Annotated in this window: 28 protein-coding genes; 14 read left to right on the top strand and 14 right to left on the bottom strand. The window is 69.5% G+C overall.

Annotation, left to right across the window (positions count from 1 at the left end; translation table 11 throughout):
• Positions 1-966, top strand: a 966-nt coding sequence (chvE, locus tag ACZK5N_RS14615; RefSeq protein ID WP_463625219.1) for a multiple monosaccharide ABC transporter substrate-binding protein, incomplete at its 5' end; no start/stop codon positions are given.
• A 141-nt stretch (positions 967-1,107) separates the two neighbouring features.
• Here chvE and ACZK5N_RS14610 read toward each other — a convergent pair.
• Positions 1,108-2,364, bottom strand: a complete 1,257-nt coding sequence (locus ACZK5N_RS14610) for a glycosyltransferase (RefSeq protein ID WP_463625218.1) — start codon at positions 2,362-2,364, stop codon at positions 1,108-1,110.
• Between the two features lie 46 nt (positions 2,365-2,410).
• Between ACZK5N_RS14610 and ACZK5N_RS14605 the strand changes: the two genes are divergently transcribed.
• From ACZK5N_RS14605 to ACZK5N_RS14585, 5 genes are all read left to right on the top strand, one after another.
• Entirely contained in the window at positions 2,411-3,442 is a 1,032-nt protein-coding gene (locus ACZK5N_RS14605; RefSeq protein WP_463625216.1) for a GNAT family N-acetyltransferase, read from the top strand.
• Positions 3,443-3,510: 68 nt separating this feature from the next.
• Positions 3,511-3,849, top strand: a complete 339-nt coding sequence (locus tag ACZK5N_RS14600) for an ArsR/SmtB family transcription factor (RefSeq protein WP_459018611.1) — start codon at positions 3,511-3,513, stop codon at positions 3,847-3,849.
• Between the two features lie 2 nt (positions 3,850-3,851).
• Entirely contained in the window at positions 3,852-4,361 is a 510-nt protein-coding gene (locus tag ACZK5N_RS14595) for an SRPBCC family protein (protein ID WP_459018610.1), read from the top strand.
• 127 nt (positions 4,362-4,488) lie between these two features.
• Positions 4,489-6,816, top strand: coding sequence for an ATP-binding cassette domain-containing protein (locus ACZK5N_RS14590; protein ID WP_463625215.1), 2,328 nt, complete (start codon positions 4,489-4,491; stop codon positions 6,814-6,816).
• Between the two features lie 551 nt (positions 6,817-7,367).
• The gene (locus ACZK5N_RS14585) at positions 7,368-7,826 is read left to right on the top strand and encodes a hypothetical protein (RefSeq protein WP_463625213.1); all 459 of its coding nucleotides are present in this window, start codon (positions 7,368-7,370) and stop codon (positions 7,824-7,826) included.
• Positions 7,827-7,933: 107 nt separating this feature from the next.
• Here ACZK5N_RS14585 and ACZK5N_RS14580 read toward each other — a convergent pair whose 3' ends face one another.
• A complete protein-coding gene (locus ACZK5N_RS14580) occupies positions 7,934-8,959 on the bottom strand; it encodes a Gfo/Idh/MocA family protein (protein WP_459018607.1) in 1,026 nt (341 codons plus the stop codon).
• Between the two features lie 105 nt (positions 8,960-9,064).
• Between ACZK5N_RS14580 and ACZK5N_RS14575 the strand changes: the two genes are divergently transcribed.
• Entirely contained in the window at positions 9,065-10,048 is a 984-nt protein-coding gene (locus tag ACZK5N_RS14575; RefSeq protein WP_463625211.1) for a hypothetical protein, read from the top strand.
• Here the strand turns inward: ACZK5N_RS14575 and ACZK5N_RS14570 are convergent.
• The 10 genes from ACZK5N_RS14570 to ACZK5N_RS14525 all read right to left on the bottom strand — a co-directional run bounded on the left by ACZK5N_RS14570 (position 10,036) and on the right by ACZK5N_RS14525 (position 16,654).
• Complete coding sequence (locus ACZK5N_RS14570; protein WP_463625209.1) at positions 10,036-10,935, bottom strand: oxygenase MpaB family protein; 900 nt, start codon at positions 10,933-10,935, stop codon at positions 10,036-10,038. The genes ACZK5N_RS14575 and ACZK5N_RS14570 overlap by 13 nt on opposite strands.
• 197 nt (positions 10,936-11,132) lie before the next feature.
• Positions 11,133-11,318: a hypothetical protein gene (locus ACZK5N_RS14565; protein WP_459018604.1), complete on the bottom strand. Its 186-nt coding sequence runs from the start codon at positions 11,316-11,318 to the stop codon at positions 11,133-11,135.
• An 87-nt stretch (positions 11,319-11,405) separates the two neighbouring features.
• Complete coding sequence (gene rplI / locus ACZK5N_RS14560) at positions 11,406-11,852, bottom strand: 50S ribosomal protein L9 (protein WP_459018603.1); 447 nt, start codon at positions 11,850-11,852, stop codon at positions 11,406-11,408.
• Positions 11,853-11,869: 17 nt separating this feature from the next.
• Complete coding sequence (gene rpsR, locus ACZK5N_RS14555) at positions 11,870-12,109, bottom strand: 30S ribosomal protein S18 (protein WP_182781363.1); 240 nt, start codon at positions 12,107-12,109, stop codon at positions 11,870-11,872.
• A 96-nt stretch (positions 12,110-12,205) separates the two neighbouring features.
• Positions 12,206-12,757, bottom strand: a complete 552-nt coding sequence (locus ACZK5N_RS14550) for a single-stranded DNA-binding protein (RefSeq protein WP_459018602.1) — start codon at positions 12,755-12,757, stop codon at positions 12,206-12,208.
• A gap of 152 nt (positions 12,758-12,909) precedes the next feature.
• Entirely contained in the window at positions 12,910-13,197 is a 288-nt protein-coding gene (rpsF, locus tag ACZK5N_RS14545) for a 30S ribosomal protein S6 (protein ID WP_459018601.1), read from the bottom strand.
• A 156-nt stretch (positions 13,198-13,353) separates the two neighbouring features.
• Positions 13,354-14,094, bottom strand: coding sequence for an SGNH/GDSL hydrolase family protein (locus ACZK5N_RS14540; RefSeq protein WP_459018600.1), 741 nt, complete (start codon positions 14,092-14,094; stop codon positions 13,354-13,356).
• 10 nt (positions 14,095-14,104) lie between these two features.
• Positions 14,105-14,482: a rhodanese-like domain-containing protein gene (locus tag ACZK5N_RS14535; RefSeq protein ID WP_459018599.1), complete on the bottom strand. Its 378-nt coding sequence runs from the start codon at positions 14,480-14,482 to the stop codon at positions 14,105-14,107.
• 58 nt (positions 14,483-14,540) lie between these two features.
• A complete protein-coding gene (locus tag ACZK5N_RS14530) occupies positions 14,541-14,870 on the bottom strand; it encodes a hypothetical protein (RefSeq protein ID WP_463625208.1) in 330 nt (109 codons plus the stop codon).
• On the bottom strand, positions 14,867-16,654 hold the full coding sequence (locus ACZK5N_RS14525) for an AMP-dependent synthetase/ligase (protein WP_463625207.1): 1,788 nt from the start codon (positions 16,652-16,654) through the stop codon (positions 14,867-14,869). The genes ACZK5N_RS14530 and ACZK5N_RS14525 overlap by 4 nt, the downstream gene beginning before the upstream one ends.
• 105 nt (positions 16,655-16,759) lie before the next feature.
• Here ACZK5N_RS14525 and ACZK5N_RS14520 point away from each other — a divergent pair, with 105 nt between their 5' ends.
• From ACZK5N_RS14520 to mnhG, 7 genes are all read left to right on the top strand, one after another.
• The gene (locus ACZK5N_RS14520) at positions 16,760-17,557 is read left to right on the top strand and encodes a deoxyribonuclease IV (RefSeq protein ID WP_463625205.1); all 798 of its coding nucleotides are present in this window, start codon (positions 16,760-16,762) and stop codon (positions 17,555-17,557) included.
• Positions 17,558-17,718: 161 nt separating this feature from the next.
• A complete protein-coding gene (locus tag ACZK5N_RS14515) occupies positions 17,719-20,739 on the top strand; it encodes a Na+/H+ antiporter subunit A (RefSeq protein ID WP_463625204.1) in 3,021 nt (1,006 codons plus the stop codon).
• Positions 20,736-21,164: a Na(+)/H(+) antiporter subunit C gene (locus ACZK5N_RS14510; RefSeq protein WP_459018595.1), complete on the top strand. Its 429-nt coding sequence runs from the start codon at positions 20,736-20,738 to the stop codon at positions 21,162-21,164. The genes ACZK5N_RS14515 and ACZK5N_RS14510 overlap by 4 nt, the downstream gene beginning before the upstream one ends.
• Positions 21,161-22,714: a Na+/H+ antiporter subunit D gene (locus ACZK5N_RS14505; RefSeq protein WP_463625203.1), complete on the top strand. Its 1,554-nt coding sequence runs from the start codon at positions 21,161-21,163 to the stop codon at positions 22,712-22,714. Before ACZK5N_RS14510 ends, ACZK5N_RS14505 begins: the two co-directional genes overlap by 4 nt.
• Positions 22,711-23,304: a Na+/H+ antiporter subunit E gene (locus ACZK5N_RS14500; protein WP_459018593.1), complete on the top strand. Its 594-nt coding sequence runs from the start codon at positions 22,711-22,713 to the stop codon at positions 23,302-23,304. The genes ACZK5N_RS14505 and ACZK5N_RS14500 overlap by 4 nt, the downstream gene beginning before the upstream one ends.
• A gap of 1 nt (position 23,305) precedes the next feature.
• Positions 23,306-23,629, top strand: a complete 324-nt coding sequence (locus tag ACZK5N_RS14495; protein ID WP_459018592.1) for a monovalent cation/H+ antiporter complex subunit F — start codon at positions 23,306-23,308, stop codon at positions 23,627-23,629.
• Complete coding sequence (mnhG, locus tag ACZK5N_RS14490; protein WP_459018591.1) at positions 23,626-24,000, top strand: monovalent cation/H(+) antiporter subunit G; 375 nt, start codon at positions 23,626-23,628, stop codon at positions 23,998-24,000. The genes ACZK5N_RS14495 and mnhG overlap by 4 nt, the downstream gene beginning before the upstream one ends.
• Positions 24,001-24,002: 2 nt before the next feature.
• On the opposite strand, the gene ACZK5N_RS14485 is transcribed toward mnhG, so the two are convergent.
• Complete coding sequence (locus tag ACZK5N_RS14485) at positions 24,003-25,073, bottom strand: LLM class flavin-dependent oxidoreductase (protein ID WP_463625201.1); 1,071 nt, start codon at positions 25,071-25,073, stop codon at positions 24,003-24,005.
• 268 nt (positions 25,074-25,341) lie between these two features.
• A complete protein-coding gene (locus ACZK5N_RS14480) occupies positions 25,342-26,751 on the bottom strand; it encodes an IS1380 family transposase (RefSeq protein ID WP_459020375.1) in 1,410 nt (469 codons plus the stop codon).
• Between the last annotated feature and the right edge of the window lie 101 nt (positions 26,752-26,852).

Below are 26,852 nucleotides of genomic sequence, written 5' to 3'. Positions count from 1 at the left end.
GAGCGTTGGATCGCCGACGGCGAGGCCGTCAAGTCCCAGCTCGAAGAGGCCGGCTTCGAGGTGGACCTCCAGTTCGCCAACGACGACATCCCCACCCAGAGCCAGCAGATCGACCAGATGATCACCCAGGGCGTCAAGGTCCTGATCATCGCCGCCATCGACGGCACCGCCCTCGCCCCCCAGCTGCAGACCGCCGCCGACCAGGGCATCAAGATCATCTCCTACGACCGCCTGATCCGCGACAGCGGCAACGTGGACTTCTACGTCTCGTTCGACAACTTCAAGGTCGGCGTCGCGCAGGGCCAATCCCTCATCGACGGCCTCAAGGCCCGCGGCGAAGGCCCGTTCAACATCGAACTGTTCGCCGGCTCGCTCGACGACAACAACGCCCACTTCTTCTTCAACGGCGCCATGAGCGTCATCCAGCCCGAGATCGACAACGGCACCATGACCGTCGTCTCCGGCCAGACGAAGATCGAACAGGCCGCCACGCTCGGCTGGCAGCAGGAGACCGCGCAGAAGCGCATGGAAGACCTCCTCACCGCCAACTACCAGGGCGACACCAAGATCGACGGCGTGCTGTCGGCCTACGACGGCCTGTCCCGCGGCATCATCACCGCCCTGCAGAACAACGGCTACTCCGGCACCGTCGCTGACGGCTTCCCGATCGTGACCGGCCAGGACGCCGAGATCGCCTCCGTCAAGCTCATCCAGGACGGCGTGCAGTACTCGACGATCTTCAAGGACACCCGTCTGCTGGCCGAGCAGGCCGTCACGGCCGCCCAGTCGCTGCTGGCCGGCGACGAGCCCGAGGCGAACAACACCAAGGATTACGACAACGGCGTGAAGGTCGTCCCGTCCTACCTCCTCGATGTGGTCACCGTCACGCAGGACAACCTCACGGAGGCGCTCGTCGACACCGGCTACTGGACCCAGGCGGAGATCGACGCGGGCGTCATCTCCTGATTCATGCCCCCAGAGGTGGCCCGGCTCCCCACGGGGCCGGGCCATTTCACACGCCCGAGGGCCAGTGAAGAAGGGCCGGCGGTGGTCGACGTCGTGGTCGGTCCTCGGACGCGCTGGCAGGCGTGCTCAACTGCACGAGTCTCACGCGGTGACCAACCCGAGCCGCGACATCACCCGGACCGTTGCGCCCACCCCATCCTCACCGCGGACCGTCACCCCCACCTCGCGGGCGCGGTCTCGGAAGCCGGGGGCCTCGGGGCCGTCGACGAGGTCGTGGATGAGACGCGCCAGCCTTGGGGCATCGACTCGGCGGAACGGCACGGGCGGCGGCCCCACCCCGAGGGTCGCGAGGCGGGCGCCGTGATACGGCTGATCCACACCGAACGGGACGGCCGCCGACGGCCTGCCGGACCACAGCCCCGTGTGGGTGCTCCCCGCGCCGCCGTGGTGAATCACTCCGGCCGTGCGCGGGAACAGCGCCTCGAAGGAGACATCCGAGACCGCGAACACCTCCCCCGGCCCAGGGCCGACGTGAGCCGGCGTCGGCGCGAGGGTGACGATGCGTCGACCGGACAGCCGTCCCGCCTCCGCGAGAAGCCCCAGACCTTCGGCACCCGTCGACTCTGCCAGGCTGCCGGCGCCGACGAACACCGGCGGGGCGCCCGCCGCCAGGAACTCCAGCAGGTCGTCCGGGAGCGGGTTGTCGTCGTCGGGGGGCGCCAGGAATCCGGTGTGGTGCACGCTCGGCGGCCGATCGGGGGGCGGCGGGACCAGGGTGGGGCTGGCCGCCACGAGAACCGGGTGCCTGTCCAGAGCCTTCGACACGGGGCCCATCCGGGACCTCACACCCAGCCGCGTGCGTGCCTCCCGCGCCAGCGGCGCGCCGAGCGCCGCCGCGACACTCCAGCTCAGCGCGGTCCCCCACCGGTTGTAGGCGTCCCAGGGCAAGAACCAGCGGGCGAAGCAGTGGCTCTCGGGATGGACAGTGGGCAGCTGGCCGGTGAGGAGCACCGTCGCCGCGCGACCCCCCAGCGCCTCGGCCGCGACCATCGCAGCCCCGGCGCCCAACACGCCACCGAGCACAGCGTCACCCGGCCGCACCGCGCGCACCAGAGCCTCGACGAGCGGCCCGGAGACCTCCGAGACCCACCTGCGCAGCAGCCAGCCCTGGCCGGCCGCAGTGCTCGCCACCCGAGGATGCCGCCGCGCCGCCTCCAACGCTGACCGCAGCCCTGCCTGAACGGGCGCCACACCGGCCCCGTATCGCCCCGCGAGATCCGCGTACTCGGCCAGGGCCACCACGGTGGTCTCGACGCCTCGACGAGCCAGGGCGCCGCCCAGGACCGCCATGGGCTGGACGTCGCCCCTGGACCCCAGCCCGATCAATACCACCGCCATCGCAGCCTCCTCTCCTCACCGTATGCGCGCGCGTAGCGTTGGCACCATGCCAGCAGACGACGATGCCCTTCGCGATCTGGTCCACTCCCCACTACGGACGCACCGCCTGCGCCTCACCCCGCTCACCGTCGACGACGCGGCCGCCATGGCCGAGGTGCTCGCCGATCCGTCGATCCACCGCTACACCGGCGACAGCCCGCCCACCGTCGAGGAGCTTCAGCGGCGGTACCGGGCGCAGGGGACCGGACCGCCGCCTCCGTCGACGGAGGTGTGGGGCAACTGGGCCGTCCGGCTGCCCGTCGGCGCCGCCATCGGGTTCGCCCAGGCCACCGTCGACCCGCCGGCCTCCACCGCGACACTGGCCTGGGTGATCGGCGCCCCGCACCAGGGCAACGGCTACGCCACCGAGGCGATGCGCGAACTCGTCTCCGGGCTGCGCCGGGCCGGAATCCGCCGCCTCGTCGCCTTCGTCCACCCCCGCAACGTCGCGTCGCGGCGGGTGGCGCAGAAGCTCGGCCTCGCGATGCCGGCGCCGCACCGGGCCTTCGATGGGGAGGACGAGTGGGTCTGGGACGCGGACGCCCCGCTCCCCATGACGGACCGGCTCGTCTTCCGCCGGATGGACGACGGCGACCTGGACAGCATGGCCGCGCTGCTCGGCGACCCCTCGGTCATGACGTACTACCCCCACCCGAAGACGCGCGACGAGGCGGCCGAGTGGATCGACTGGAACCGCCGCAACTACGCCCGCGACGGACTCGGCCTCTGGATCATCGCCACCCCCGACGGCGACTTCGTCGGCGACTGCGGCCTTACCTGGCAGCTCATCGACGGCCGGGAGGAGCTCGAGGTGGGCTACCACGTGTTACCGCGACACCAGGGCAGAGGGCTCGCGACCGATGCCGCCGCGGCCTGCCGCGACCTCGCCCGCTCACTGGGCCACCGTCGCCTCATCGCGATCATCCATCCGGACAACGTCGCCTCCCAGCGGGTCGCGGAGAAGACCGGGCTCGCTCTCGACAGGGAGACGATCAGCCGCACCGGCGCCCGCGTGCGCGTGTACGCGGCCGATCTCTGAGGCACGAAGGCCTGGCGATCTCCCGGTCGCTCTTGACAACCTATAACCAAACGGTTGAACATAGTGCTATGCCAGTGATCGACGAGGAACGAGCCGACGCACTGTTCCACGCGCTCTCGGACCGCACCCGGCGCGACATCCTGCGCCGCGTGCTGGCGGGCGAGCAGTCCATCACGGCGCTGGCGGCGCACTACGACATGAGCTTCGCCGCCGTGCACAAGCACATCACGGTGCTCGAAGGATCAGCGCTGGTCTCGAGGCGGCGGCAGGGGCGCGAGTCCCTGGCCAGCGGCAACGTCGAGGCGGTGCGCTCGGTGGGCAGCATGCTCGCCGAACTGGAAGGCATCTGGCGCGGACGAGTGTCGCGCATCGAGGAACTCATCACCACAACACCCCAGGAGGGTTGACCATGCCAGTGATCGACGTCCAGAAGGACCTGGACAATCGTCGTCTGACCATGACCGCGCAGTTCGCGGCCCCCGTGGAGCGCCTCTGGCAGCTCTACGCCGATCCCCGCCAGCTGGAGAAGGTGTGGGGGCCACCCACACACCCCGCCACCTTCGTGGACCACAGCCTCACCCCGGGCGGCCGGATGAACTACTACATGACCGCCCCCGACGGCCAGCGGTACTACGGCTTCTGGGCGGTCACGGAGGTCGAGGAACCCACCCGGTTCAGCTTCGACGACGGGTTCGCCGACGAGCACTTCAACGAGGATCCGGCGCTCCCCGTGGGGCACAACGTCTATTCGTTCTCCACCCACGACGGAGGGACGCGCGCGGTCTTCGAGTCCGAGTACCCCACCGTCGAGGCCCTGCAACAGGTGCTGGACATGGGCGTGATCGAGGGCGCCACGGCGGCCATCAACCAGATCGACGAGTTCCTCACCGCCGACCGCTCGGCAGCCGCATCCCGCTGAGGCAGCCATCGCGACCGGCTCCCTAGGCCCGATCGGCGACGTACAGGCCCCGCCTCTGGCAATTGTCGCGGCGGGGTGGCACGGTAGCGCGGTGAGCACCGCACCCAATCCCGCAGACAGTCACGACATGATCCGCGTCCAGGGGGCGCGCGAGAACAACCTCAAAGGCATCGACGTCGAGCTCCCGAAGCGGCGGCTCACGGTGTTCACCGGCGTCTCCGGGTCCGGGAAGAGCTCGCTGGTCTTCAGCACCATCGCCGCCGAATCCCAGCGGATGATCAACGAGACCTACAGCGCGTTCGTGCAGGGCTTCATGCCCACGCTGTCGCGCCCGGACGTGGACCACCTCGACGGGCTGACCACGGCCATCATCGTGGACCAGGAGCGCCTGGGCGCCAACGTGCGCTCCACCGTGGGCACCGTCACCGACGCCAACGCGCTGCTGCGGCTCCTGTTCAGCAAGCTCGGGCAGCCACACATCGGCTCCCCGCAGGCCTACTCGTTCAACGTGCCGTCGGTGACCGGCTCAGGGATGCTCAAGACGGAGAAGGCCGGGCGGGTCCAGAAGGAGGCCAAGACCTACACCCTCGTCGGGGGCATGTGCCCCCGCTGCGAGGGCAAGGGCAACATCTCGGACATCGACCTCACCCAGCTCTACGACGACACCAGATCGCTCAACGACGGCGCCCTCACCGTGCCCGGCTACACCGGCGACGGCTGGTACGTGCGGATCTTCACCGGCTCCGGCTTCCTGGACCCGGACAAGCCCATCCGGGACTATTCGAAGCGCGAGCTCGACGATCTCCTCTACAAGCCGCCCACGAAGATCAAGGTGGACAACATCAACCTCACCTACGAGGGGTTGGTGCCCAAGATCCAGAAGTCGTTCCTGGCCAAGGATCCCGACGCGATGCAGCCGCACATCCGCGCCTTCGTCGAGCGTGCGGTGAAGTTCGACACGTGCCCCGAGTGTCGCGGCACCCGGTTGTCCGAGGGGGCCCGCGCGTCGAAGATCGACGGCGTCAACATCGCCGACGCGTGTGCGATGCAGTTGACGGACCTGGCCGCCTGGATCCGGGGTCTGGACAGGCCGGCGGCCGCCCCCCTCCTGGCGAACCTGCAGCACCTGCTGGATTCGTTCGTCGAGATCGGCCTGGGCTACCTCTCCCTGGAGCGCCCCTCCGGCACGCTGTCGGGCGGCGAGGCGCAGCGGGTGAAGATGATCCGGCACCTGGGGTCGTCGCTGACGGACGTCACCTACGTCTTCGACGAGCCCACCATCGGCCTCCACCCGCACGACATCCAGCGCATGAACATCCTTCTCCTCTCGTTGCGCGACAAGGGCAACACGGTGCTCGTGGTGGAACACAAGCCGGAGACCATCGCCATCGCGGACCACGTCGTCGACCTCGGGCCAGGGGCGGGCACGGAGGGTGGCGAGATCTGCTTCGAGGGGACCCTGGCCGGCCTCCGCGCCAGCGACACCCTCACCGGCAGGCACCTCGACGACCGGGCCACCCTCAAACCCACCACGCGCACGCCCAAGGGGGCCCTGGAGATCCGCGGCGCATCGACCAACAACCTCCGCGACGTGGACGTCGACATCCCACTGGGCGTGCTGACCGTGCTCACGGGGGTCGCGGGGTCGGGCAAGAGCTCGCTGATCCACGGCTCGATGCCGGCCGACGCCGGGGTGATCTCCATCGACCAGACGGCCATCAAGGGGTCGCGGCGCAGCAACCCGGCCACCTACACCGGCCTGCTGGAGCCCATCCGCAAGGCGTTCGCCAAGGCCACCGGCACCAAGCCGGCCCTGTTCAGCGCCAACTCGGAGGGCGCCTGCCCCGCGTGCAACGGTGCCGGCGTCATCTACACCGAGCTGGGCTTCATGGACACCGTCGCCACGCCCTGCGAGGAGTGCGAGGGCAAGCGGTTCCAGGCGGCGGTGCTGGAGTACCGCTGGGGCGGGAAGAACATCGCCGACGTGCTGGCCATGCCGGTGACGGAGGCCCTGGAGTTCTTCGGGGCGGGAGAGACGAAGACGCCCGCCGCGCACGCCATTCTCGAGCGGCTGGGCGATGTGGGCCTCGGCTACCTCAGCCTGGGCCAGCCGCTCACCACCCTGTCCGGCGGCGAGCGGCAGCGGCTCAAGCTGGCCGTCGCGATGGCGGACAAGGGCAGCATCTACGTGCTCGACGAGCCCACCACCGGCCTGCACCTGGCCGACGTCGCCCACCTGCTCGCCCTGTTGGACCGTCTGGTGGAGTCGGGCAAGTCCGTCATCGTGATCGAGCATCATCAGGCTGTGATGGCTCACGCGGACTGGATCATCGACCTCGGCCCGGGCGCCGGTCACGACGGCGGACGGATCGTGTTCGAGGGCACGCCCTCGGAGCTGGCGGCCGGAAGGTCCACCCTGACGGGTCAGCACCTGGCGGCCTACGTCAGCGCCTGAGACACGCGCCGGTGGACCCATTTTGGGCTACCGCGCCACGCCTGCGCGCTCCTCGCAGGGCGATACACATCACGCCGAGAAAAACCATTGACCTTTGGCCAGACTCTACGTAGCGTGAATTCTGCGGTCGGCACCGGAATCCCGCCGGTCGATTCGCAAGGTTTCCGTCACGGACGCGGCGGCCCACAGGGGGCCGGCGTTCTGCATCATGGTCCGGACACGTCACGGCACGACGACTGAGCCGGATTCCACATGAGCACAGTCACCTCGGGGGGGTGTGGCCGTGATCTGCTCGCCAGCGCGTGCCTCGCCTGTCATCCGTGCTCACCGGCGGGTGCGCAGTCCACCGCGCCTCCGCGCCACGTCCCGTCCCTGAGTGTCCGCGCCGCGGCCTCCCATCGCGGGTCGCACACCTGCGATCCGACCCCAATCCGCCCGACCGTCGGCTGCTGTCCCGTGCCGACGCGCTCCCGGTCGCCCACGGATCCATGGGTGCCTGCCGGGCCAGCCCTGGCATGGGCACCCGCAACGGCAACCACCAAGGAATCCTCATGTCCCACAACAAGTCCCTCATCCGACTCATCTCCGTTCTGATCGTCGCGCTGATCACGTCGTTCGGCTTCACCACGACGGCGCACGCGGGCCCGCACTACGTGAAGGGGCCCACCGCTTCGGTGGACGGCAACAGCCTGGTGATCACCTTCAAGGCCGCCGGCCTCGGCAACACCGTCACCAGCGCGGACTTCTCGCTCACCGGCACCGTGACGGTGACCGCCCAGTGCTTCACCAAGAGCGGAAACGCGGTCCAGGGCGTCCCGAAGACCGAGACGAACAACGTGAACGCGACCAGGACATTCCCCGTCCGCAACGGCCAGGTCACTGGAAAGTTCGTCATCGCGCCCCTCAGCACGCTCACCTGCACCGGCAAGCAGGAAGTGCGCATCCTCGACGTGAGCTACAACCTGGTCCTGAGCGGCGACAACCTTCCGGACGTCTACCTCAGCGCCTGAACCCGTGCTGCAGACGCCGGGCGATTCCGAAAGCCCGGCCGTGCCGTTTCGGCGAATCCGACCCGTGGGACCAAGCCGCGGGTCGATCGCTGCCCACACCCGTCAGTTCAGCCGATGTCGACGGAGCGGCCCTCGACGGCGCTCTGCCGGGCAGCGTCCAGCACCTCCAGGGTTCGGATCGCGTCGGCTCCCGTGACCGGCATGGGGCCGTCACCGGCCGCGGCACGCGCGAACTGCGAGTAGAAGTCCTGGTAGGCGCCCCGCTCCGACGGCATCCGGCGCTCGCCCGCCGCGGTGCGCAGCACGCCCCACCGTTCCTCGGTCTCGTATCCCCACCGCTGCCCCTCATCGACGGGGCGGCGGCCGGCGAACACTGCCTGCGCCTGCACGTCGCTCATCTGGGACTCGTAGCTGCCTTCGCTTCCGTACACCCGAAGTTCCCGCGCCACGAGGTGGTTCGCCTTGCTGGCGCGCATCGTCGAGCTGACCCCCGACGCGTGCCGCAGCACCACGGAGAAGCCGGCGTCCGTGCGGCCCTCGGGCAGGTCGACCCAGTCGAGGTGCGCGTACACCTGACGCACCGGGCCGAAGAGCCACAGCAGTTGGTCCGCCAGGTGCGTGCCCAGGTCCCGCAGGAGCCCGCCTGACGGTCCGGGATCGAGCGTGCCCGGTTCGTCCAGGTCGAAGCGTGACTCCACCCGCCACGGCGCGCCGACTGCCCCGCGGTCGAGGACGGCCTTCAGCGTCCGGATGTCTGTATCCCAGCGCCGGTTGTGGAACACGGCCAGCGGGGACCCCAGCCGCTCGACCTCGGCGACGAGATCCCGGGCGTCCTGCGCCGACGGCGCGAACGGCTTGTCCGCCACGATCGCCACGCCCCGGCGGGCGGCCTCCAGGACCAGCTCACGACGGGTCTCGGGCGGGGTGGTGATGGTGACGGCGTCGACGCCTGAGTCGAGGAGCGCTGTCAGGGAGTCGAGGACCGGGACCCCTGGCAGGTCCGCCGCCGCCTCGGCTCGGCGCGTCGCCGACCGCGTCACGACTCCGGCCAGCTCGACCCCGTCCGCGGCCTGGATGAAAGGCGCGTGGAAGATCCTGCCGCCCATGCCGTAGCCGACCACACCGATCTTCATGGTCGAAGTATGCCCGGCACCGACACGTCCGGGCGGCCACGATCCGGGTGCCCCGGCGTGTCCGCGGTCGCAGGCCCCGCCGGCACCGGAGGTTAGGCTACAAACATGAGACTGCACGCGACGCGGCCGGCTCTGCTGCTGGCCATTGCTTTCCTCACCCCCGCCTGCGCGCCGGCACCGCAGGCTCCGGCACCCGAGCCCACCCCCACCTTCATCACGGCCCCGACAGGGGCTCCGTCGTCCGCCGCCGCCACCACCGCCCCGGCGCCGTCGCCGGCCCCCTCGATCGCCGTGTGGGCTCCGACTGCGACCGCACCTCACGGCAAACCGGACATCGCGCTGCCGCCTCCCAGCTTCCCGATGCTCCCCTATGCCGTCTTCGACCCGGACGGCGACCAGCCCGTCCTGGATTTCAGCCAGTACAGCGAGGCTGAGGTGGAGATCTACCTGCGGTTCAATGCCCTGGCGATCCCGGCCAACACCTGCACCGGGATGGCCGAGGAGTACGCGGACCCCACGGGGTTGCTGGCCGACGCCGATCGCTACGCGAATTGTCTGTTCGATTCGTGGCGGCCTTTCGCGCAGGCGCATTCGATGGATCTGCCTCGGATCGTGGTCTCGCACTGCGCAGTGTCGCCGGAGGTCGCGGAATGTGGACCGCCAGAGTCGCAGGCCTTCGCCGCCATGGCGGTCGACAACCGTGTCATCCTGTCCGTCTATTTCGGCGGAAGTGCCGACGCCGCCAGCCAGATGATCGCGCACGAGATCGGTCACGTGCTCCAGTTCCTCATTGCGGCTCCGGGCACCGTGGCCGGGCCGCAACTCGGTGCCTTCGAGCCCAGCGGGGTGGGAGACCGGCTTCTGCGGCGCATGGAACTGCAGGCCGAATGCCTGGGCACCGCAATGTTCCTGGCCGGCCATCCCCGGACGATGGAGCAGCTGGTCGATGTGGGGATCGTCGGGTCCTCCGACGAACGGCACTGGGACTTGGAGTCATCGCGGTTCTGGACCGCCCAGGCGTCGACGGGACAGGTGGGCGAGTGCAACGCCTGGGTGGCCGATCCCTCGCTGGTCGCCTATCGCGAGTGAGTAGAGGGCTCGTCGCCCGACGCTTCAGCACGGCGGCTCTCCGGGGTCAGCGCCCAGCGCACCACCGCCGTCGCCACCCTGCCCAGCGGGAGGCCGATGAGGACGTCGAACCACCGCCCGGTCGGCAGCCCCAGTTCCTTGCGCGCCCACCTGGGAAGGGTCGCGATCGCGCCCGCCGCGAGCATCCAGTAGCCGGGCCTGGCCACCCACGGCACGGGCGGCTCCTTGAGCAGGAACCGGACCGTGTCGAGCGCGGCGGGCGAGGCCCGCAGCTCAGGGCGGTACGCATCCAGGGCCGAGAGAAGCTCCCCCTCGGTGAGGGGAAGCTCGACGGCGCCCAGCAGTGTCCCCACCGGCGCGGCCTCCGCGACGTACTCGTCGGCCTCCCCCTGGGTGAGCCGGCGGTCCCCGAAGTGCTGGAAGCTGGTGAGGAAGCTCTGCGTCTCGGCGATGTGGACCCACGCCAGCAGGTGCGGGTCCGACGCGTGGTAAGGCGTGCCGTCGTCGGTCCTGCCGCGGACACGTTCGTGGACGGCCTTCACCCGTTCGATGAGCGCGAGCGCCGACGGGATGGGGCCGTAGGTGGTCATGGCAATGAACTCCGAGGTCCGCTGGAGCCTCCCCCACGGATCCGAGCGGTAGCCCGAATGCCCAGCCACGCCGGCCATCGCCGCGGGGTGCAGGGCCTGCAGCAGGAGCGCCCGGATCCCACCGACGTACATGGCGGCATCGCCGTTGACGTGCCAGATGACGTCGTCGGGGCTGTGCCAGCGCTCGCCGTCGACCCCCCAGATGAGGTGTGCCTTGGCGTCGGCATCATCGCCGGCGACTCGGCTGCGCAGGGTCCTCCCGATGAGCACGCGGAGGCGTTCGACGGGGTTGCGCATGCTTCCGAGGATACGTGGCAGCTCGGCTGGTCGCGTCAGCCGTCGACGGCGCGCTGCAACTCGGCCTTCGTCATCGTCGAGCGGCCCTTGACGCCCTTGGCCTTGGCCTCGTTGTAGAGCTGCGCCTTGGTGCGGCCACCTGGACCCTTCGTTACGCGGAAGGGGGGCGGCGGACCAGCCCCGCGGAGGCGGCGGTTCTAGTGATGCTGCTGGCGGGCGCCGATCCGCTCGTCATCGACGGGCTCGGTGCGTTCGCCCAGTTCGATCCACGAACTGTCGCAGCCGGGGCACCGGTAGACCGGGGCCCCCTCCACGCGCTCGCCCGTCTCGACGGTGCCGCAGGCGTCCTGACAGGGCCAGGTGGTGAGAAAGCGAGCGCTCATCGCTCCAGCCTAGGGCCTCACCACGCTGGCCCCGAAACAGGCAAGAGCCCCGGCCGAGACCGGGGCTCTTGCTGGTAGTGCCTCAGATCACTGAGCGACGACCTCGAAAGGAACGTACGCGGTGACAGCCTGGTGCAGCTTGACGGCCGCGGTGTGCGTGCCTACCGACTTCACCGGCTTGGCGAACGACACGGAACGCTTGTCGATCGTGGGACCACCGGCCTTCTTGACGGCGACGGCCACGTCGCTGGCGGTGATCGAGCCGAACAGGTGACCCTGGTCAGACACGCGGGCGCCGACCGAGACGGTCAGGCCCTCGAGCTGGGTGCGGAGTTCCTGGGCGTGCTCGACGCCGCGAACCTCGCGCGCGTCACGCGAACGCTTGATGCCGTCGATCTGCTTCTCCGTGCCCCGGGTCCAGCGAATGGCCTTGCCCTGGGTGAGGAGGAAGTTACGGCCGTAGCCGTCCTTCACGTCGACGATGTCTCCGGCGATGCCGAGCTTGTCGACGGTGCTGGTCAGAATGAGCTTCATGTTCTCTCTCCTCCGAATCAGCGCGCGGTCGACGCGTAGGGCAGCAGGGCCACCTCGCGCGCGTTCTTGACGGCGATGGCAACCTTGCGCTGGTCCTGGACCGACAGCCCGGTGACGCGACGCGCACGGATCTTCCCGCGCTCAGAAATGAACTTCTTGAGCAGGTTGACGTCCTTGTAATCGACGTTGGCGACCCGCGTCTTCTTGACTGGCAGGATCTTCTTCTTGTTCACAGGCTTGCGCTGTGGACCGGCCATTGTGGTGCTCTCCTTAACTCTCGGGCGTGCCGCCCGTGAAAGCCCGTCTCTCGACGGAATGTGCCAGCTAGCCCATGGGGGCTAGTTAAGCGTGGATCAGAACGGGGGCTCTTCAGGCTGCGGCTGCGCCCACGGGTCGTTTCCGCCGCGGTTGCCGCCCGGTGCGCTGGTGCTGGACCATGGGTCGGACTGCTGTCCGCCTCCACCGCCTTGGCCGCCAGCGGCCTGGCCACTGTTCTGGTTTCCCTGATTGCCCTGCCAGTTTCCGCCACCGCCGCCGCCACCCGGGGTGCGGGTGACCTTGGCCGTCGCGTAACGGAGGGCCGGACCGACTTCGTCGACATCGACCTCGAACACGGTGCGCTTCTCACCCTCGCGGGTTTCGTAGCTGCGTGACTTCAACCGCCCCGAGACGATGACGCGGGATCCCTTGGTGAGGGACTCGGCCACGTTCTCGGCGTATTGGCGCCACACCGAGCAGTTGAGGAACATGGCGTCGCCGTCCTTCCACTCGTTCGTCTGACGATCGAACGTGCGGGGGGTCGACGCGACCGTGAAGTTCGCGACAGCGGCCCCGTTGGGCGTGAAGCGAAGCTCAGGATCAGCAGTGAGATTGCCGATGATGGTGATAGGGGTTTCGCCTGCCATGTTGTTTCTGTGCCTTCCGATTCCGGACTTGGATAGCTTCTACGTCACCTTACGACGCAGCTCCGACAGGAACCGCCCCTCAGGTGTGACTGGCTCCACTCTCGGCCTAATGCCTCAGGATTTGCCGGTCTTCCGCAGCAGCTGTGGATAACTCAGTCCTCGCGACGCAACACCTTGGTGCGCACGATCTTCTCGTCGATGGTCATAAGACGATCCATCTCGGACACGACCGCCGGCTCTGCAGTGACATGCAGCACGGCGTAGATCGCTTCGGACTTCTTGTTGATGTCGTAAGCGAGACGACGACGACCCCAGTGGTCGGTGTTGTCGACGGTGCCACCACCCTTGGTGATGACCTCGAGATGCTTCTCGACGAGCGCGGGAACCTGGCGGTCATCAACTTCGGAATCGATGAGAACCATGATTTCGTACTTACGCATGCTCAGCCCCACCTCCTTCGGACTAACGGCCGCGGGGACGTCCCGCAGCAGGAGGGCATGGCTGACCGAGGTCAGCCGAGGGCCTAGGTTACCCGTCGCCGCGTCGCGGGGGAAATCCCCCCCGGGACGCGTTGAGCCGATGCCTCGACGGCCCCGTCAGTCGACGCGGAGCCGGTCCAGGCGGCCGCTCGCGACGATGGTGCCCCAGAACGTCTCGGCCCAGCCCTCGTAGCCCTGGTCATTGGGGTGGAAGAAGTCCCCTGCCGTGTAGCGGTGGTAACGGAGAATGCCCGTCTCCCGCGACACGCGGTGCAGCGGCACCAGGTGATGACCGTGCCGCTCGGTCAGTGCGGCGGCCAGCACGGACATCCGCTGCGACTGCCGCCCGAGGCCGGGCACCATGAACCAGGGCACGTCCGCCACGAAACTGCCGGGCGGCAACGCGGCGAGGATCCGGTCCAGGCTGGCCTCGAACGTGGCCGCGTTGTGGCCCGGATAGACCACGTCGTTGCCGCCGATGTCCAGCGTCACGAGATCCGGCTCGAACCCCAGCGAGGACAGTTGAGGGAGTTGGTCGCGCACGACGTCGTCGCTCGTCGCCCCGGAGACCGAGAGGTTCCGGACCAGGACGTCGCGCCCCGTGGCCATCTGCAGCCGCTCGGCGATCCTCGGGACGTAGCCGCGCGACACCGCCGACGCTCCGACGCCCTGGGCGGCGGAGTCACCCAGGGCGAGGTAGCGCAACTCTCCCCCGCCGGCCGCGGGCAGCCGCTCCCAGTGGGCGGCGTAGTCGTCGATATGCCGGTTGATGGTCCGGCGGCCCTCGAGCCACCGTGTGGCGAGCGCCGACGCCGCCGCGCCGGCCACCATCCCCCCCACGAACGGCACCCCCCACATGGCCGTCACCTCAGCGCCGGCGACGGTACGGCCCCGGGAGCACCGGGTTGCCGTCCTTCGCCCAGGCGCGCAGCCCTCCTGCCAGCGATTCCGCCAGGAGCCCCTTGGAACGGAGTTCCGCGGCCGCGATGGAGGACCTCAGGCCGTTGTCGCACATCACGATGACCGCGCCGTCGCGCTCCGCCAGCGGATCGTCGCCGTGAATGGCGTCGAGCGGGTTCTCGTGCAGGTCCTTCGGATCCACGGGCCGAGCCCCCGGCGCATGGCCCGCCTCGTACTCCATCGGTGTCCGCACGTCGATGAGGACGGCACCCTTGCTCAACGCCATCAGCGTCTCGTCGACGGTGAGGCCGGGCGATCGTTTTCCCAGGAAGTCAAGCAGTCCCATGGCGGCAATAGTGCTCCCTCGCCGCGCCTCCGCCAAGTCGCCAGGTCGCGAACCACGGTCAGAGGATCCCGACCAGGAACAGCCCCACCACGCCCACCACGGCGCTGAGCCCCAACCCGAGCAGGACGTACCCCGCCCACTTCCGGCGGGCCCACCGGACCGTGAGCACGGGCAGCATGAGCGCCGCGACGGCCACGACGAGGGCCGCGACCCGCACCGGCCACCCCGGCCCACTGACGGCGAAGTCAACGCCGGCGGAGTCGTCCGCGGGCAACACCGCTGTCGCTGTCAGCGCGACAATGCCCGGCCCACCCATCAGCAGCGCCAGCGCCCCGAGGCCCAAGGCCCCGGGCCACGTGGCCCACCGGACGCGACGCTGCCTGCTCACCGCTCCTTGAGCCGCTCCCTGCGCGCGTACATCTCGTCGACGAGGGCCTTGAACCTGGCCTCGACGGCACGGCGGCGCACCTTCAGCGTGGGCGTCAGCAGTCCGTTGTCCATCGTGAACTCCTCGTGGAGCACCGTGGTCTCCTTCGGCCGCTCCTGGCTGGGCAGCTTCGCCGTGATCTCGTCGACCCTCTTCTTGAGCTCCTCGAGCAGCTCGTTGCTGGCCAGCCAGTCGTGCACCTCACCCGGCCAGGCACGCGCCTTGGCCAGCGCCTCGACCTGCGGCAGGGACGGCTTCACCAGCAGGGTGACGAAGGGGCGGTTGTCGCCCAGGAGGACGGCGTGTTCGAACAGCGGATCCGCCAGGATCAGGCCCTCGATGGGCTGCGGCGCCACGTTCTTCCCGCCGAGCGTGACGATGATGTCCTTGAGCCGGTCGGTGATGGTCAGGAAACCCTCGTTGTCCACGTAGCCGACGTCTCCGGTCCGCAGCCACCCGTCGTCGATGGTCTCCGCCGTGGCCACCGGGTCATTCCAGTAGCCCAGCATCACGTTGGGCCCCCTGTAGAGGATCTCGCCGAGGTCCCCGATCCTGAGCTCACCGCCCGGCAGCACCTTGCCGACAGTCCCGAGCTTGAAGTCGTCCGGCGCGTTGAACGTGATCAGCGGCGACGCCTCGGTGAGCCCGTAACCGGGCATGATGGGCAGGCCGACGGCGGCGAAGAACTCCTCGATCTCCGGCCGCAGCGGAGCCCCGCCGCAGGCCAGCACCTTCTTGCGCCCGCCCAGGGCCGCCCGGACGTTGCTCAGCACCAGCTTGTCCGCCAGCCCCAGCTGGGAAAGCAGCAGCGCGCTCGGCCGCCTGCCGGAGCGGTAGGCGTACTGGTTGTGGCGGCCCACCTTGAGCGCCCACGTGAAGATCTGCCGCTTCACCGCCGACGACTGCACCTTGGCGTGCGCCGTCGCGTACACCGTCTCGAACAGCTTCGGCACGCTCACCATCATGGTGGGTTCGGCGAGCACCATCTGCTCGGCCACCGTGCGCGCGTTCTCGACGTAGGTGTTCATGGAGCCGTGCAGCAGGACCACGTAGGTCCATGCCCGCTCCAGGGCGTGCGAGAGCGGGAGGAAGCTCAGGGAGTGGTCCTCCGGCGTGATGTGGAAGAAGCGGTCCAGCGCGTCGCTCTGCGTGACGAACGCCTTGTGCTGCAGCATCACCCCCTTCGGATTGCCCGTGGTGCCCGAGGTGTAGATGATCGATGCCAGGTCCTCCCCCGTCGCCTCCGCGAACCGGGCCTCGATGGCCGCGCGGTCCGGCTCGGCGAGGAAGTCCTGGTAGCTGGTCACGCGCTCCGGCATGCCCGGATACGGCTGGAGGATGACGATCCGCCCCAGGTCGGGCAGCTCGTCGGCCACGCTGAGCACCCGCTCGCACTCGCTCTGGTTGCCGACGAACATGACCGTGAGCCCGGAATCGGCCGCGATGTGGCTGATCTGCTCGGGTGTGGAGGTGGCGTACAGCGGCACCGGCACGGCGCGAACGGTGGCGGCTCCGAAGTCGATCTCGGACCACTCCGGACGGTTGGCCAGGAAGATGCCCACCCGGCCGCCCGTCTCCACGCCGAGGTTCAGCAAGCCCTGGGCGACGCGGTCGATCCGGTCCGCGAACTGGGCGTAGGTCTGGGTCACCCATCGGTCTCCTTCGCGGATCCGGGTCGCGGTGCGCGTCGCGTGCTGCGCGACGACCTCGCGGAGGCGTGTGACGACGTGATTGGTCTGCGGCATGGTGGCTCCCGTGGACGGCCTGTTCACCACAGGCTACCCACGCCGAACCCGGCGCACGGGTGCTGGCGATCATCTTCTCCCAGCACCGCGGATAGGGTTGGCGGCATGACTCTGCGAACGGGTGCCCACGTCGACTCCACGGACCCGCTGGCCGAAGCAGCCGCGCTCGGCATCGACGTCGTCCAGATCTTCCTGGGAGACCCGCAGAGCTGGAGGAAGCCGAGCACCCTCGTCGACGGTGGCGCCCCGGCGCTGAAGGCGGCCGCGGAGGCGGCGGGGGTCGGGATCGTCGTGCACGCCCCCTACGCCCTCAACGTGGCCTCCACGAACAACCGCATCCGGATCCCGTCGCGCAAGCTGCTGCAGCAGACGCTGACCGAGGCGGCCGCCGTCGGCGCCCTGGGCGTGGTGGTGCACGGCGGCCACGTCACCGCCGACGAGGACCCCGTCGTGGGCTTCACCAACTGGCGCAAGTGCGTCGACGGGCTGGACATGGAGGTACCGATCTTCATCGAGAACACGGCCGGGGGCGGCAACGCGATGGCGCGGCACCTGGAGGCCATCGACCGGTTGTGGGACGCGATCTCCGGCTCCCCGAACGCGGACCGGGTCGGCTTCTGCCTGGACACGTGCCACGCGCACGCCGGCGGGCTGGAGCTCGACGGGCTCCTCGGCCGGGTCACCGCCATCACGGGCCGCGTGGACGTGGTGCACTGCAACGACTCCCGCGACGAGGTGGGCAGCGGCGCGGACCGCCATGCCAACCTCGGTCGGGGACTCGTCGACGGCGACGCCCTCGCCGCACTGGTCCGCGCGGCGGACACCGTCACCATCCTCGAAACCCCTGGCGGTGTCCCTGAGCGGGCGGCCGACCTGACCTGGCTGCACGACCGTCTCTCGTAGGGGGCTCCCCTCTCCACTGCGTGGGAGATCTGGCGGCGTAGTCGCCATCAGATCCGCCCTCTTACGGCTGACGCGGGACGCGTCCCGGTCTTGAACGGTCGATAGACTGACCGCGCCACCACGAACCGACCGACCATGAACCGACCGACGGGAGTTCTGGCGTGCTTCTCGCCCTGATCGCCGCCCACGCGGTGCTCGGCGCGCTCACTCCACTCCTGGTCCGCTGGTTCGGCGCCCGCGCGTTCTTCGTTCTCGCGCTCGGCCCCCTGGCCGCAGCGGCGTGGCTGACATCCTTGGCCCCCGCCGTCGTGAGCGGTGGCGAGTATCTCGAGTCCTACCAGTGGATCCCCCTGCTGGGTGTGGACCTCTCGCTGCGCATCGGGCTGCTGCAGTGGGTCCTCGCCATGATCGTCACGTGGATCGGCGCCCTTGTCCTGCTCTACAGCCGCTGGTACTTCGACGGCATGACGGGGGCGCGGTCCGCCTCCATCCTCACGCTGTTCGCGGGCACGATGCTGGGCCTGGTCACGGCGGACAACCTCGTGGTGCTCTACATCTTCTGGGAGCTGACCACGATCTTCTCCTACCTCCTCATCGCGCACGACCCCACCCGTCGCGCCAACCGCGGCGCCGCGCAGACTGCGCTGATCGTCACCACCACGGGCGGCCTGGCGATGCTGGTGGGCATCGTCGCGGTCTGGCAGACCTCCGGCACCCTGTCGCTCCAGGAGATCCTCTCCGACCCGCCGACGGGGACGCTGGCCACCGTCGGCGCGCTGCTGATGCTGGTGGGGGCCATCAGCAAGTCGGCGCTCGTCCCGTTCCACTTCTGGCTCCCGGGCGCGATGGCCGCCCCCACGCCCATCTCCGCCTACCTCCACGCCGCGGCGATGGTCAAGGCCGGCGTCTACCTCGTCGCGGCCCTGGCGCCGGCGTTCGCGGACGTGCCCTGGTGGCGACCCACCGTCATGGTCCTGGGCACCACGACCATGATCCTGGGCGGCTGGCGGGCACTGCGGCAGACGGACCTCAAGCTGCTGCTCGCCTACGGCACGGTGAGCCAGCTCGGTTTCATGGTGCTGCTGGTGGGCCTGGGGACGGAGGCAGCCGCGTTGGCCGGCCTGGGCATGGTCGTCGCGCACGCCCTGTTCAAGTCCACCCTCTTCATGTGCGTGGGCATCATCGACCACTCAGCAGGTACCAGGGATCTGCGCGAGCTCAGCGGTGTCGGCTACCGCGTGCCGTGGCTGGCCGCGCTCGGCGGACTTGCCGTGTTGTCGATGGCCGGGATCCCGCCGCTGATGGGCTTCCTGACCAAGGAGGCCGCCTTCGAGTCCATCGAGTACCTCGTCTCGGGCGACGTCGAGTCCGTCACGCCGCTGGCCGCCGCCGCGCTCGCCGCGGCCCTGGTCTTCGGGTCTGCGCTCACCGCCGCGTACTCCCTGCGCTGGTGGTGGGGCGCGTTCGCGTCGAAGGACGGGGCCCCGGCGCTGTCCTGGCACCGGCCGGCGTTCGGCATCGTCGCGGTGCCGATGCTGCTGGGGGTGTTGTCGTTGGTGGGCGGGTTCCTCGGCCCCGAGCTGACGGACCTGCTGGACCCGTATGCCCGCACCGTCGCCACGGGCAAGGCCAGCCACGGTTTCGCGCTGTGGCACGGCTTCACGTTGCCCCTCATCATGTCCACCGTCGCGCTCGGCGCGGGTGTCGCGCTGTTCGTGTTCCGGCGGCGCATCGCGAGGATCCAGGCCACCTTCCCCCGGACCCGGTCCGCTGAGGAGATCTACCACCGCTCGTTGCTCAGCCTGGACCGCGTGGCCGTCGAGGTGACCGCCCGGTCCCAGCGGGGGTCGCTGTCGATCTATCTGGGCACCATTCTCGTGACCCTCGTGGTGCTGGCCACCTACGCCCTGCTGCGGATCCGCCACTGGCCGCAGTTCCGGGCGTTCGACCACTGGCCACAGGTGCTCGTCGCCGTCGTGATCGTCACCGCGGCCGTCCTGGCCGCCGGATCGCGCGGCCGGATCCGTGCCGTCCTGCTCGTCGGAGTCACCGGATACGGCCTGGCGCTGCTGTTCGCCATGGCCGGCGCGCCGGACCTGGCGCTCACGCAGGTCCTGGTCGAGACCCTGACGTTGGTGGTGTTCGTGCTGGTGGTGCGCAAGCTCCCGCGGTACTTCACCAACCGCCCGCTCAGCTCGACGCGGTGGTGGCGCATCCTCGTGGCCGCCGCCGTCGGCACGACGGTGACGCTGGTGTCGCTCGTCGCCGTGGGCGCCCGGGTGGCCGACCCGGTCTCGGACGCCTGGTACGAGGCCGCCTACGAGATCGGCTACGGGCGCAACATCGTCAACGTGGCGCTGGTGGACACCCGCGCCTGGGACACGCTCGGCGAGATCGCGGTGCTGGTCATCGCCGCCACGGGCGTCGCATCCCTGATCTTCCTGCGCTCCAGGGTGTCGGCGGTCAAGCGCACCGAGGCCGCATTCGAGGACCGCGAGGACGCCCCCGTCGCGGACAGCGCCCCGGGCGTGTGGCTGCGTGCCGGGCAGACCCTCTCCCCCCTGGTTCGGTCCCTGGTGTTCGAGGTCATCACCCGCCTGCTGTTCGGCGTGATGATCATCGTGTCCATCTACCTGCTGCTGGCCGGCCACAATTCGCCCGGCGGCGGGTTCGCGGGCGGCATGGTGGCCGGGATGGCGTTGATGATCCGCTACCTCGCCGCGGGGCGCCACGAGCTCGACGAGGCGGCTCCGTTCGACGCCGGCCGCCTGCTGGGCGGCGGCCTCCTCCTGGTACTGGGAGCCGCCGTCGTGCCGGTGTTCTTCGGCGGCAAGGTGCTGGAGAGCTACCACTACTACTGGAACGTCCCCGGGCCCGATGCGCTGTCCACGCCCTGGGGCGTGTTGCCGCTTCTCGGCGAGGTGCACCTCGTGTCCTCGACGGTGTTCGACCTCGGCGTCTACCTCGTGGTGGTGGGCATGCTGCTCGACGTGGCCCGAAGCCTCGGCTCCGGCATCGACCAGCACGCCAGCGACGAGTTGGCCCCCATGCCCCTCCCGGACTCCACCATCGCGCTCCCCGCGCGCCACGCCGGCACGTCAACGGACCGCGGGCGCGCCAACGCCCACGACGACGCCCCCCGCCCCACCCGTCGGACCAGGCCCGGGCAGGAGCTGCGATGACCGCCAACCTCGTCCTCGCCATCACCGCCGGGTTGCTCGTCGCGGCCGGAGTGTATCTGCTGCTCGAGCGGTCACTGACGCGCATCCTCCTGGGGGTGCTGATGGCCAGCAACGGCGTGAACCTGCTGTTCATCGTCTCGGCCGGACGGCCAGGGGCGGCGCCCATCGTCGGCCTGGCCGACGCGGACCGGACGTCGGATCCCCTGCCGCAGGCCATGGTGTTGACGGCCATCGTGATCACCATGGCGGTGGCGGCGTTCGTGCTCACGATGGCGTACCGCAGCTTCCAGCTGCACGGGCACGACGAGGTGGCCGACGACGTCGAGGACGCCCGGATCCGCCGGCTCGCGGAGGCCGACGTGGCCTCGGAGTCCTACGAGGACACCACCTTCTCCGACACCGGCGAGGACGTGGTCAGCGAATGATGGCCACCCTGCTCCCCGTTCCGGTCCTGCTGGCGATCTTCGGCGCCGCCGTCGCTCTCGCCCTGCCACGCCGCCCAGGGCTGCAGCGCCTCGTCTCGGTGCTGAGCCTGACGGGCATCGTCGTGGTGGCGGCCGTGCTGATCTGGCAGACGCACCAGGTGGGGCCCGTGGCGCTGTGGCTGGCGAACTGGCCCGAGCCACTGGGCATCGCCCTCGTGGCGGACCGGTTGAGCGCACTGATGCTGTTCGTCGCCTCCGTGGTGGCCCTGTGCGTCCTCCTGTTCGCCACCGGGCAGGACAGCGACGAGGTGCGCCGCGAGACGCCGGTGTCGATCTTCCACCCCACCTTCCTGCTGCTGATGGCGGGCGTCTCGAACGCGTTCCTGGCCGGGGACCTGTTCAACCTGTTCGTGGGCTTCGAGATCCTGTTGTTCGCCTCCTACGTGCTGCTCACCCTCGGCGGCACCGGTGACCGGATCCGGGCGGGCACCACCTATGTCATCGTCTCGCTGCTCAGCTCGTCTCTGTTCCTCATCTCGATCTCCGCGGTGTACGCGGCCACCGGCACCGTCAACCTGGCCCATCTGGCGGTGCGGCTGCGCGACATCAGCGAGCCCGTCCAGCTGCTGCTCGAGGTGCTGCTGATCGTCACGTTCGCCATCAAGGCCGCGATGTTCCCCCTGTCGGCGTGGCTGCCCGACTCCTACCCCACCGCCCCCGCCCCCGTCACCGCCGTGTTCGCCGGGTTGCTGACGAAGGTGGGTGTCTACGCGATCATCCGCACCGAGACCCTGCTGTTCCCCACCTCCCCGGTCAACGACGTGCTGATGGTGGCGTCGCTGCTCACCATGGTGATCGGCATCCTGGGCGCGATCGCGCAGGTGGAGATCAAGCGGATGCTGTCGTTCACGTTGATCAGCCACATCGGCTACATGGTCTTCGGCATCTCACTGGGCAGCCAGGCCGGCATGGCGGCCACCATCTTCTACACCGCCCACCACATCACCATCCAGGCCACGCTGTTCCTGGTCACCGGACTGATCGAGCGTCGCGGCGGCACGTCGTCGCTGGACGGGTTGGGAGGGCTGCTCAAGGTGGCCCCGCTGCTGGCGGTGCTGTTCTTCCTCCCCGCCATGAACCTCGCCGGGATCCCGCCCTTCTCCGGCTTCATCGGCAAGCTCGGCCTGCTGCAGGCCGGCGCCGCCCAGGGCACGGCGCTGGCCTGGGCAGTGGTCGCGGCCGGCGTGACCACCAGCCTGCTGACGCTGATCGCCATGGCGAAGGTGTGGAACCGGGCGTTCTGGGGCGTGACGCCGGCCGAGGAGCGCCGCGCCGAGGCGGAGCGGCTCAACGAGGACATCGACGATCTCGTCGACGACGACACCAGGCCCATGCCGCCTCTCCAGGTTGGCGCCACCATGGCGCTGGTGGTCTTCGGCCTGGCGCTGAGCGTGTTCGCCGGCCCGCTGTACGAGTACACGCACGCCGCGGCCGCGGCCCTGCGCGACGGCTCCTACGTACGCGCCGTCCTTCCGGAGGGGTTGCGATGATGATGAAGTCCCCCATCCCCTGGAGGCAGCGGCTCCGCTTCCGGCCGCTGTCGGTCTTCGGCATGGCCGCCGTGTGGGTGCTCATGTGGGGCAGCGTCGCACCGCTGATCCTGATCTCCGGCGCGGCCCTCGGTTGGGTGATCGGCGTCGCCTTCCCACTCCCCCCGATCTTCTGGCAGGGCAGGTTCCGCCCCCTGGGGTTCACCTCGCTCACCTGGCACCTCCTGGCCGACCTGGTGGTCTCGTCGCTGCGGCTGGTCCGGCTCGCCTTCGAGAAGGAGGTCAACCTGCACGCCGGCATCGTGCGCGTCGACCTCCACACCGACGACGACCTCTACCAGGTGCAGGTGGCCGAGATCCTCTCGCTGGTGCCGGGGACGGTGGTGGTGGAGGTGGTCCGCGAGCCGCGACGGCTCTACGTGCACGCGCTCGAGCTCGTCGACGACGCATCGCTGGAACGGGTGCAGCGGATGACCACGGCCGTCGAATCGCGGGTGGTGCGCTCGTTCGGCTCGGACCAGGAGATCGCCGCGTTCGACCGGTCCTGCCTCGCCAGCCCCCTGGCCCGGACCCCGCAGATGGAGGAATGACGTGATCAGCATCGTCACCGACGTGATCCTGAGTCTCGCCGCCGTGGTGTTGGCCGTGTCCGCGCTCATCGGCGCCAACCGCATCGCGGAGGGCCCCACCCAGCTGGACCGTTCGGTCGCGGCGGACCTGATCGTGGCCGTCATGGTGGCCTCGCTCGGGTTGTGGACCGTCTGGTCGGACAGCTCCACAGAGGTCCTCATCCTGGTGCTGCTGTCCATGCTGGGGTTCACCAGCGCCGTGTCGGTGGCCCGGATGGTCGCGGACCGGATGGCCACCCGACGTCAGTACAGCGCCAGCCACCGGGCCCGGAAGGAGACACCGTGATCCACGAGATCTTCGACCTCATGGCCGCCCTCCTGGTGCTGGCAGGGTCGCTGCTGTGCTTCGCGGCCGCGGTGTCGCTCGTTCGGTTCCCCGACGTGATGGGCAAGATGCACGCCATCACCAAACCCCAGGTGCTCGGGCTGATCACCGTGACTCTCGGCATCGCGCTGAGCCTGCGGACCTGGTGGGCGGCCGGCCTGTGCCTGGCCGTCATCGTGTTCCAGGTGCTCACAGCCCCCGTGGCGGCGAGCCTGGTGGCGAGGGGCGCCTACCGGGCTGGGCTGATCAAGGACGAGCTGCTGCTGGTGGACCACCTGACCGAGGACCTCGAGCGGGCGGGCTACACCCGTCCGCCCGAGAGCAGACGCTGAACTCAGCCCAGCAGCGCGTCGGCCAGCAACTCCAGGCCGCGCAGCTTGGCGGGCCACGCGTCGGCCGGGTCTTCCGGCCAGGCGCCGGCCACCAGGTGCACCATGATCTCGTCCACCCCGAACTCGTCGGCGGTGGCCAGCAGCCGGCCGCGGACCTGCGCCACGTCGCCCACGGCCCACGAGGCCACCGCGGGGGCGACCACAGCCCTCAGGTCGTCGGTGAGCAGGCTGCGGGCCTCGTCGCCCACGCGGGGTTGCGGGTCCATGCTGCCGCGGGTGGTCAGTGAGGCCATCAGGTACTGGTGCGGCTCGGCGAGCTCCCAGGCCTCGTCGGCGGTCTCGGCCACGCTGACGTTGACGCTGACGAACGTGCGCGGGACCTCCCCGTGCGCGCCGGGCCGGAAACCGCCGCGGTACAGATCCAGCGCGCGCTGCGTGCCGCTGCCCGAGAAATGATGGGCGAACACATAGGGCAGGCCCAGCGCCGCGGCCATCTCTGCGGAGTAGTCGCTGGAGCCCAGCAGCCACACCTGAGGCGCATGCTCCATGACCGGGGTGGCGCGCAGCGAGTAGGTCTGCCCGTGCCGGAGGCGCACCTCCGCGCCCTGCGGCGTGAGCAGTGCGAGGATGTCGGCCACGTTCTGCGGGAACTCCTGCACCGGATCGACGGGACGGCCCGACGCGTCGACGAGGTGACCGCCGCCGAGGTGCCCGCGGATGGCCGCCGACGTGATCGGGTCCGTCCCCGGCGCGCGGCCGATGCCGAGGTCGATCCGGTCCCCGAAGGCGGCGGACAGCAGGGCGAACTGCTCGGCCACGGCGAGCGGCGCGTGATTGGGCAGCATCACCCCACCGGAGCCCAGCCGGATCCGCGACGTGCCCTGCCCGAGGTACATGAGCTCGACGGCGGGTGACGTCGACGCCACAGCGGACGCGTTGTGGTGCTCGGCCACCCAGTAGCGGGTGTAGCCGAGGCGGTCCGCCGCGTCGATGAGGGCCTTGCTCCCCCGCAGCGCCTGAGCGGTGCTCTGGCCGCGGCGGACGGGGATGAGATCAAGAACGGAGAGGCGCATGACGGCGAGCCTAGGCGTGCCCCCGGACACCTCAACCACTACTTGAGCGGCATGTGCACAAACCATTGACTCCCGAGAGCGCGCTCAATAGTGTGGCGGGCAGTATCCCCCCTAGCCTCCCTCTTTCATGAGGCGGCTTGAGAGCTGTCAGCTGGGCTGTCGGAGCCCGATTTGAACACTGGGCCGGTTGAGGGCGTGACTGTTGGCCGGCTGACGCTGCCGGGCGGCGGTTCTCCAGGTTTCCTCGGGTAGTGGCGGTCGGTTGGGGTCAGGCTGGTGGGATCGCGGCGATCCGGGCGAACGCGGCCACGAGGTGCTCAACCCAGGGCCAGCTCTTCGGGAGGCGCAGCCGTCGCCGCCGGGCGCCGTGGACCAGTCGGGCCGGGACGTGCAGCAGCCGATACCTGAGTGCCTTGGGTTCGGCCTTGGCGAGGTCACCGTCGAGGGCCAGCATCTTGAACCAGGCGACCAGGTCGGCGGCGATCATCGTCAGGGTCAGCCAGGTCTGGTTGATGCTGAACTCGCGCGACGGGAAACGTCCCAAGCCCGAGTCCTTGGCGTGACGGATCCGGTCCTCAACCCGGGCATGCGCCCGATGCCGGGCCTCAAGGAACTGCAACTGCCCCGCGGCTGTGTTGGTGGCAAACGCTTGATACCGCCACCCGTCGGCCTCTTCAAACAGCGACAACTGCGCCCCCGGATGCGGGCGTTCCCGGCGCAGGATCACCCGCATCCCCGCCGGCCAACCATCGAGATTGAGCAGTCCTGTGACCTCGGCGACCTCCCCGCCCTCTCGAACCTCACCATCGGCCTTCAGCGCCGGAGACCATGACCCGACCGGCAACTGCGTGATCGCATCGCGCACGTTCTCGCCGATGGTGAACCCCACGCTGTAGTGCAAGATCCGGCCTCTGACTTGGCCTTGCGCATGGAGCCAGTCCAGCAACTGGTGGGAGGCGCCGGCCCCGTCACAGCGGATCAACAGGTTGCGGCGATACGGCATCGGGATCTGGGTGATCGCCTCGCCCAGGACCTGAATGTGATCCACGGCGGTGTTCGACCCCGCCCGACCGGTTCGCAGCGCGGCGGCGAGGAACTCGTGCGTGTTGTCGCACCACACACCGATCGGGTGATACCCGAAGGTTCGTTTGAACGTCGGCGACGCGAGTTCCTTCTCCGAATGCGTGACCACGATCGTGGCATCGACATCCAACACCACGGTGCTGCCGAGATCGGTGCCAGCGACCCGAGAGGCCGGAACTCCGCCAGCGCCTGTCAGCTGGGCCCAGACGTGGCGCCGGACACGGGCCCGGGCCGTGGCGATCTTCCTACGCCTGGCGTCCGTGACCTCATCCAGCGCCCGCCACACCGTCGGAGCTGAGGCGACCGGCCCCAGCACTTGGGATTGGTGACGCAGGACGTCGATGTCGGAGATCGCCTCACCGCCGTCGGCGAGCAGCACCGCGACATCGGTCAGCACCTGGCCGCGGTCATGGACCGAGGGGACGAAACCGCGCCTGGCCATCGCTGTCGAGAGACCACCGGTCAGCCCGACCCGGTCAGCCAACAAGCGAAGCCCGATGCTGCCTGCGTGGGCGACCACCCCGGTCCCGTCACCTGTGACTGACAACCCCGACGACCACGCAGTATCCTTCACTTGCCGAGTGCCTTCCGCTATGGGTCTTTTGAGCTTCGCAACTCCAAGTATCCCGTAGTCAGAAGGCACTCTGGCTCATTTACGGCACAGGTCGCCCACACGCCATGAACGATCGAGGCTAG

It is taken from the genome of Tessaracoccus pujii, from assembly GCF_055326215.1.
Note: the sequence above shows the minus strand (reverse complement) of the source record. Positions and strands in the feature narration are given on the sequence as shown.

Coding starts and splice junctions, on each gene's coding strand:
- ACZK5N_RS14585 (WP_463625213.1), top strand. CDS start 7,368: ATGTCCCACAACAAGTCCCTCATCCGACTCATCTCCGTTCTGATCGTC.
- ACZK5N_RS14600 (WP_459018611.1), top strand. CDS start 3,511: ATGCCAGTGATCGACGAGGAACGAGCCGACGCACTGTTCCACGCGCTC.
- ACZK5N_RS14510 (WP_459018595.1), top strand. CDS start 20,736: ATGACCGCCAACCTCGTCCTCGCCATCACCGCCGGGTTGCTCGTCGCG.
- ACZK5N_RS14540 (WP_459018600.1), bottom strand. CDS start 14,094: ATGTGGGGGGTGCCGTTCGTGGGGGGGATGGTGGCCGGCGCGGCGGCG.
- ACZK5N_RS14605 (WP_463625216.1), top strand. CDS start 2,411: ATGCCAGCAGACGACGATGCCCTTCGCGATCTGGTCCACTCCCCACTA.
- ACZK5N_RS14525 (WP_463625207.1), bottom strand. CDS start 16,654: ATGCCGCAGACCAATCACGTCGTCACACGCCTCCGCGAGGTCGTCGCG.
- ACZK5N_RS14500 (WP_459018593.1), top strand. CDS start 22,711: ATGATGATGAAGTCCCCCATCCCCTGGAGGCAGCGGCTCCGCTTCCGG.
- ACZK5N_RS14485 (WP_463625201.1), bottom strand. CDS start 25,073: ATGCGCCTCTCCGTTCTTGATCTCATCCCCGTCCGCCGCGGCCAGAGC.
- ACZK5N_RS14520 (WP_463625205.1), top strand. CDS start 16,760: ATGACTCTGCGAACGGGTGCCCACGTCGACTCCACGGACCCGCTGGCC.
- ACZK5N_RS14505 (WP_463625203.1), top strand. CDS start 21,161: ATGATGGCCACCCTGCTCCCCGTTCCGGTCCTGCTGGCGATCTTCGGC.
- ACZK5N_RS14565 (WP_459018604.1), bottom strand. CDS start 11,318: ATGAGCGCTCGCTTTCTCACCACCTGGCCCTGTCAGGACGCCTGCGGC.
- ACZK5N_RS14550 (WP_459018602.1), bottom strand. CDS start 12,757: ATGGCAGGCGAAACCCCTATCACCATCATCGGCAATCTCACTGCTGAT.
- ACZK5N_RS14575 (WP_463625211.1), top strand. CDS start 9,065: ATGAGACTGCACGCGACGCGGCCGGCTCTGCTGCTGGCCATTGCTTTC.
- ACZK5N_RS14580 (WP_459018607.1), bottom strand. CDS start 8,959: ATGAAGATCGGTGTGGTCGGCTACGGCATGGGCGGCAGGATCTTCCAC.
- rplI (WP_459018603.1), bottom strand. CDS start 11,852: ATGAAGCTCATTCTGACCAGCACCGTCGACAAGCTCGGCATCGCCGGA.
- ACZK5N_RS14595 (WP_459018610.1), top strand. CDS start 3,852: ATGCCAGTGATCGACGTCCAGAAGGACCTGGACAATCGTCGTCTGACC.
- ACZK5N_RS14535 (WP_459018599.1), bottom strand. CDS start 14,482: ATGGGACTGCTTGACTTCCTGGGAAAACGATCGCCCGGCCTCACCGTC.
- ACZK5N_RS14590 (WP_463625215.1), top strand. CDS start 4,489: ATGATCCGCGTCCAGGGGGCGCGCGAGAACAACCTCAAAGGCATCGAC.
- ACZK5N_RS14570 (WP_463625209.1), bottom strand. CDS start 10,935: ATGCGCAACCCCGTCGAACGCCTCCGCGTGCTCATCGGGAGGACCCTG.
- rpsR (WP_182781363.1), bottom strand. CDS start 12,109: ATGGCCGGTCCACAGCGCAAGCCTGTGAACAAGAAGAAGATCCTGCCA.
- ACZK5N_RS14610 (WP_463625218.1), bottom strand. CDS start 2,364: ATGGCGGTGGTATTGATCGGGCTGGGGTCCAGGGGCGACGTCCAGCCC.
- rpsF (WP_459018601.1), bottom strand. CDS start 13,197: ATGCGTAAGTACGAAATCATGGTTCTCATCGATTCCGAAGTTGATGAC.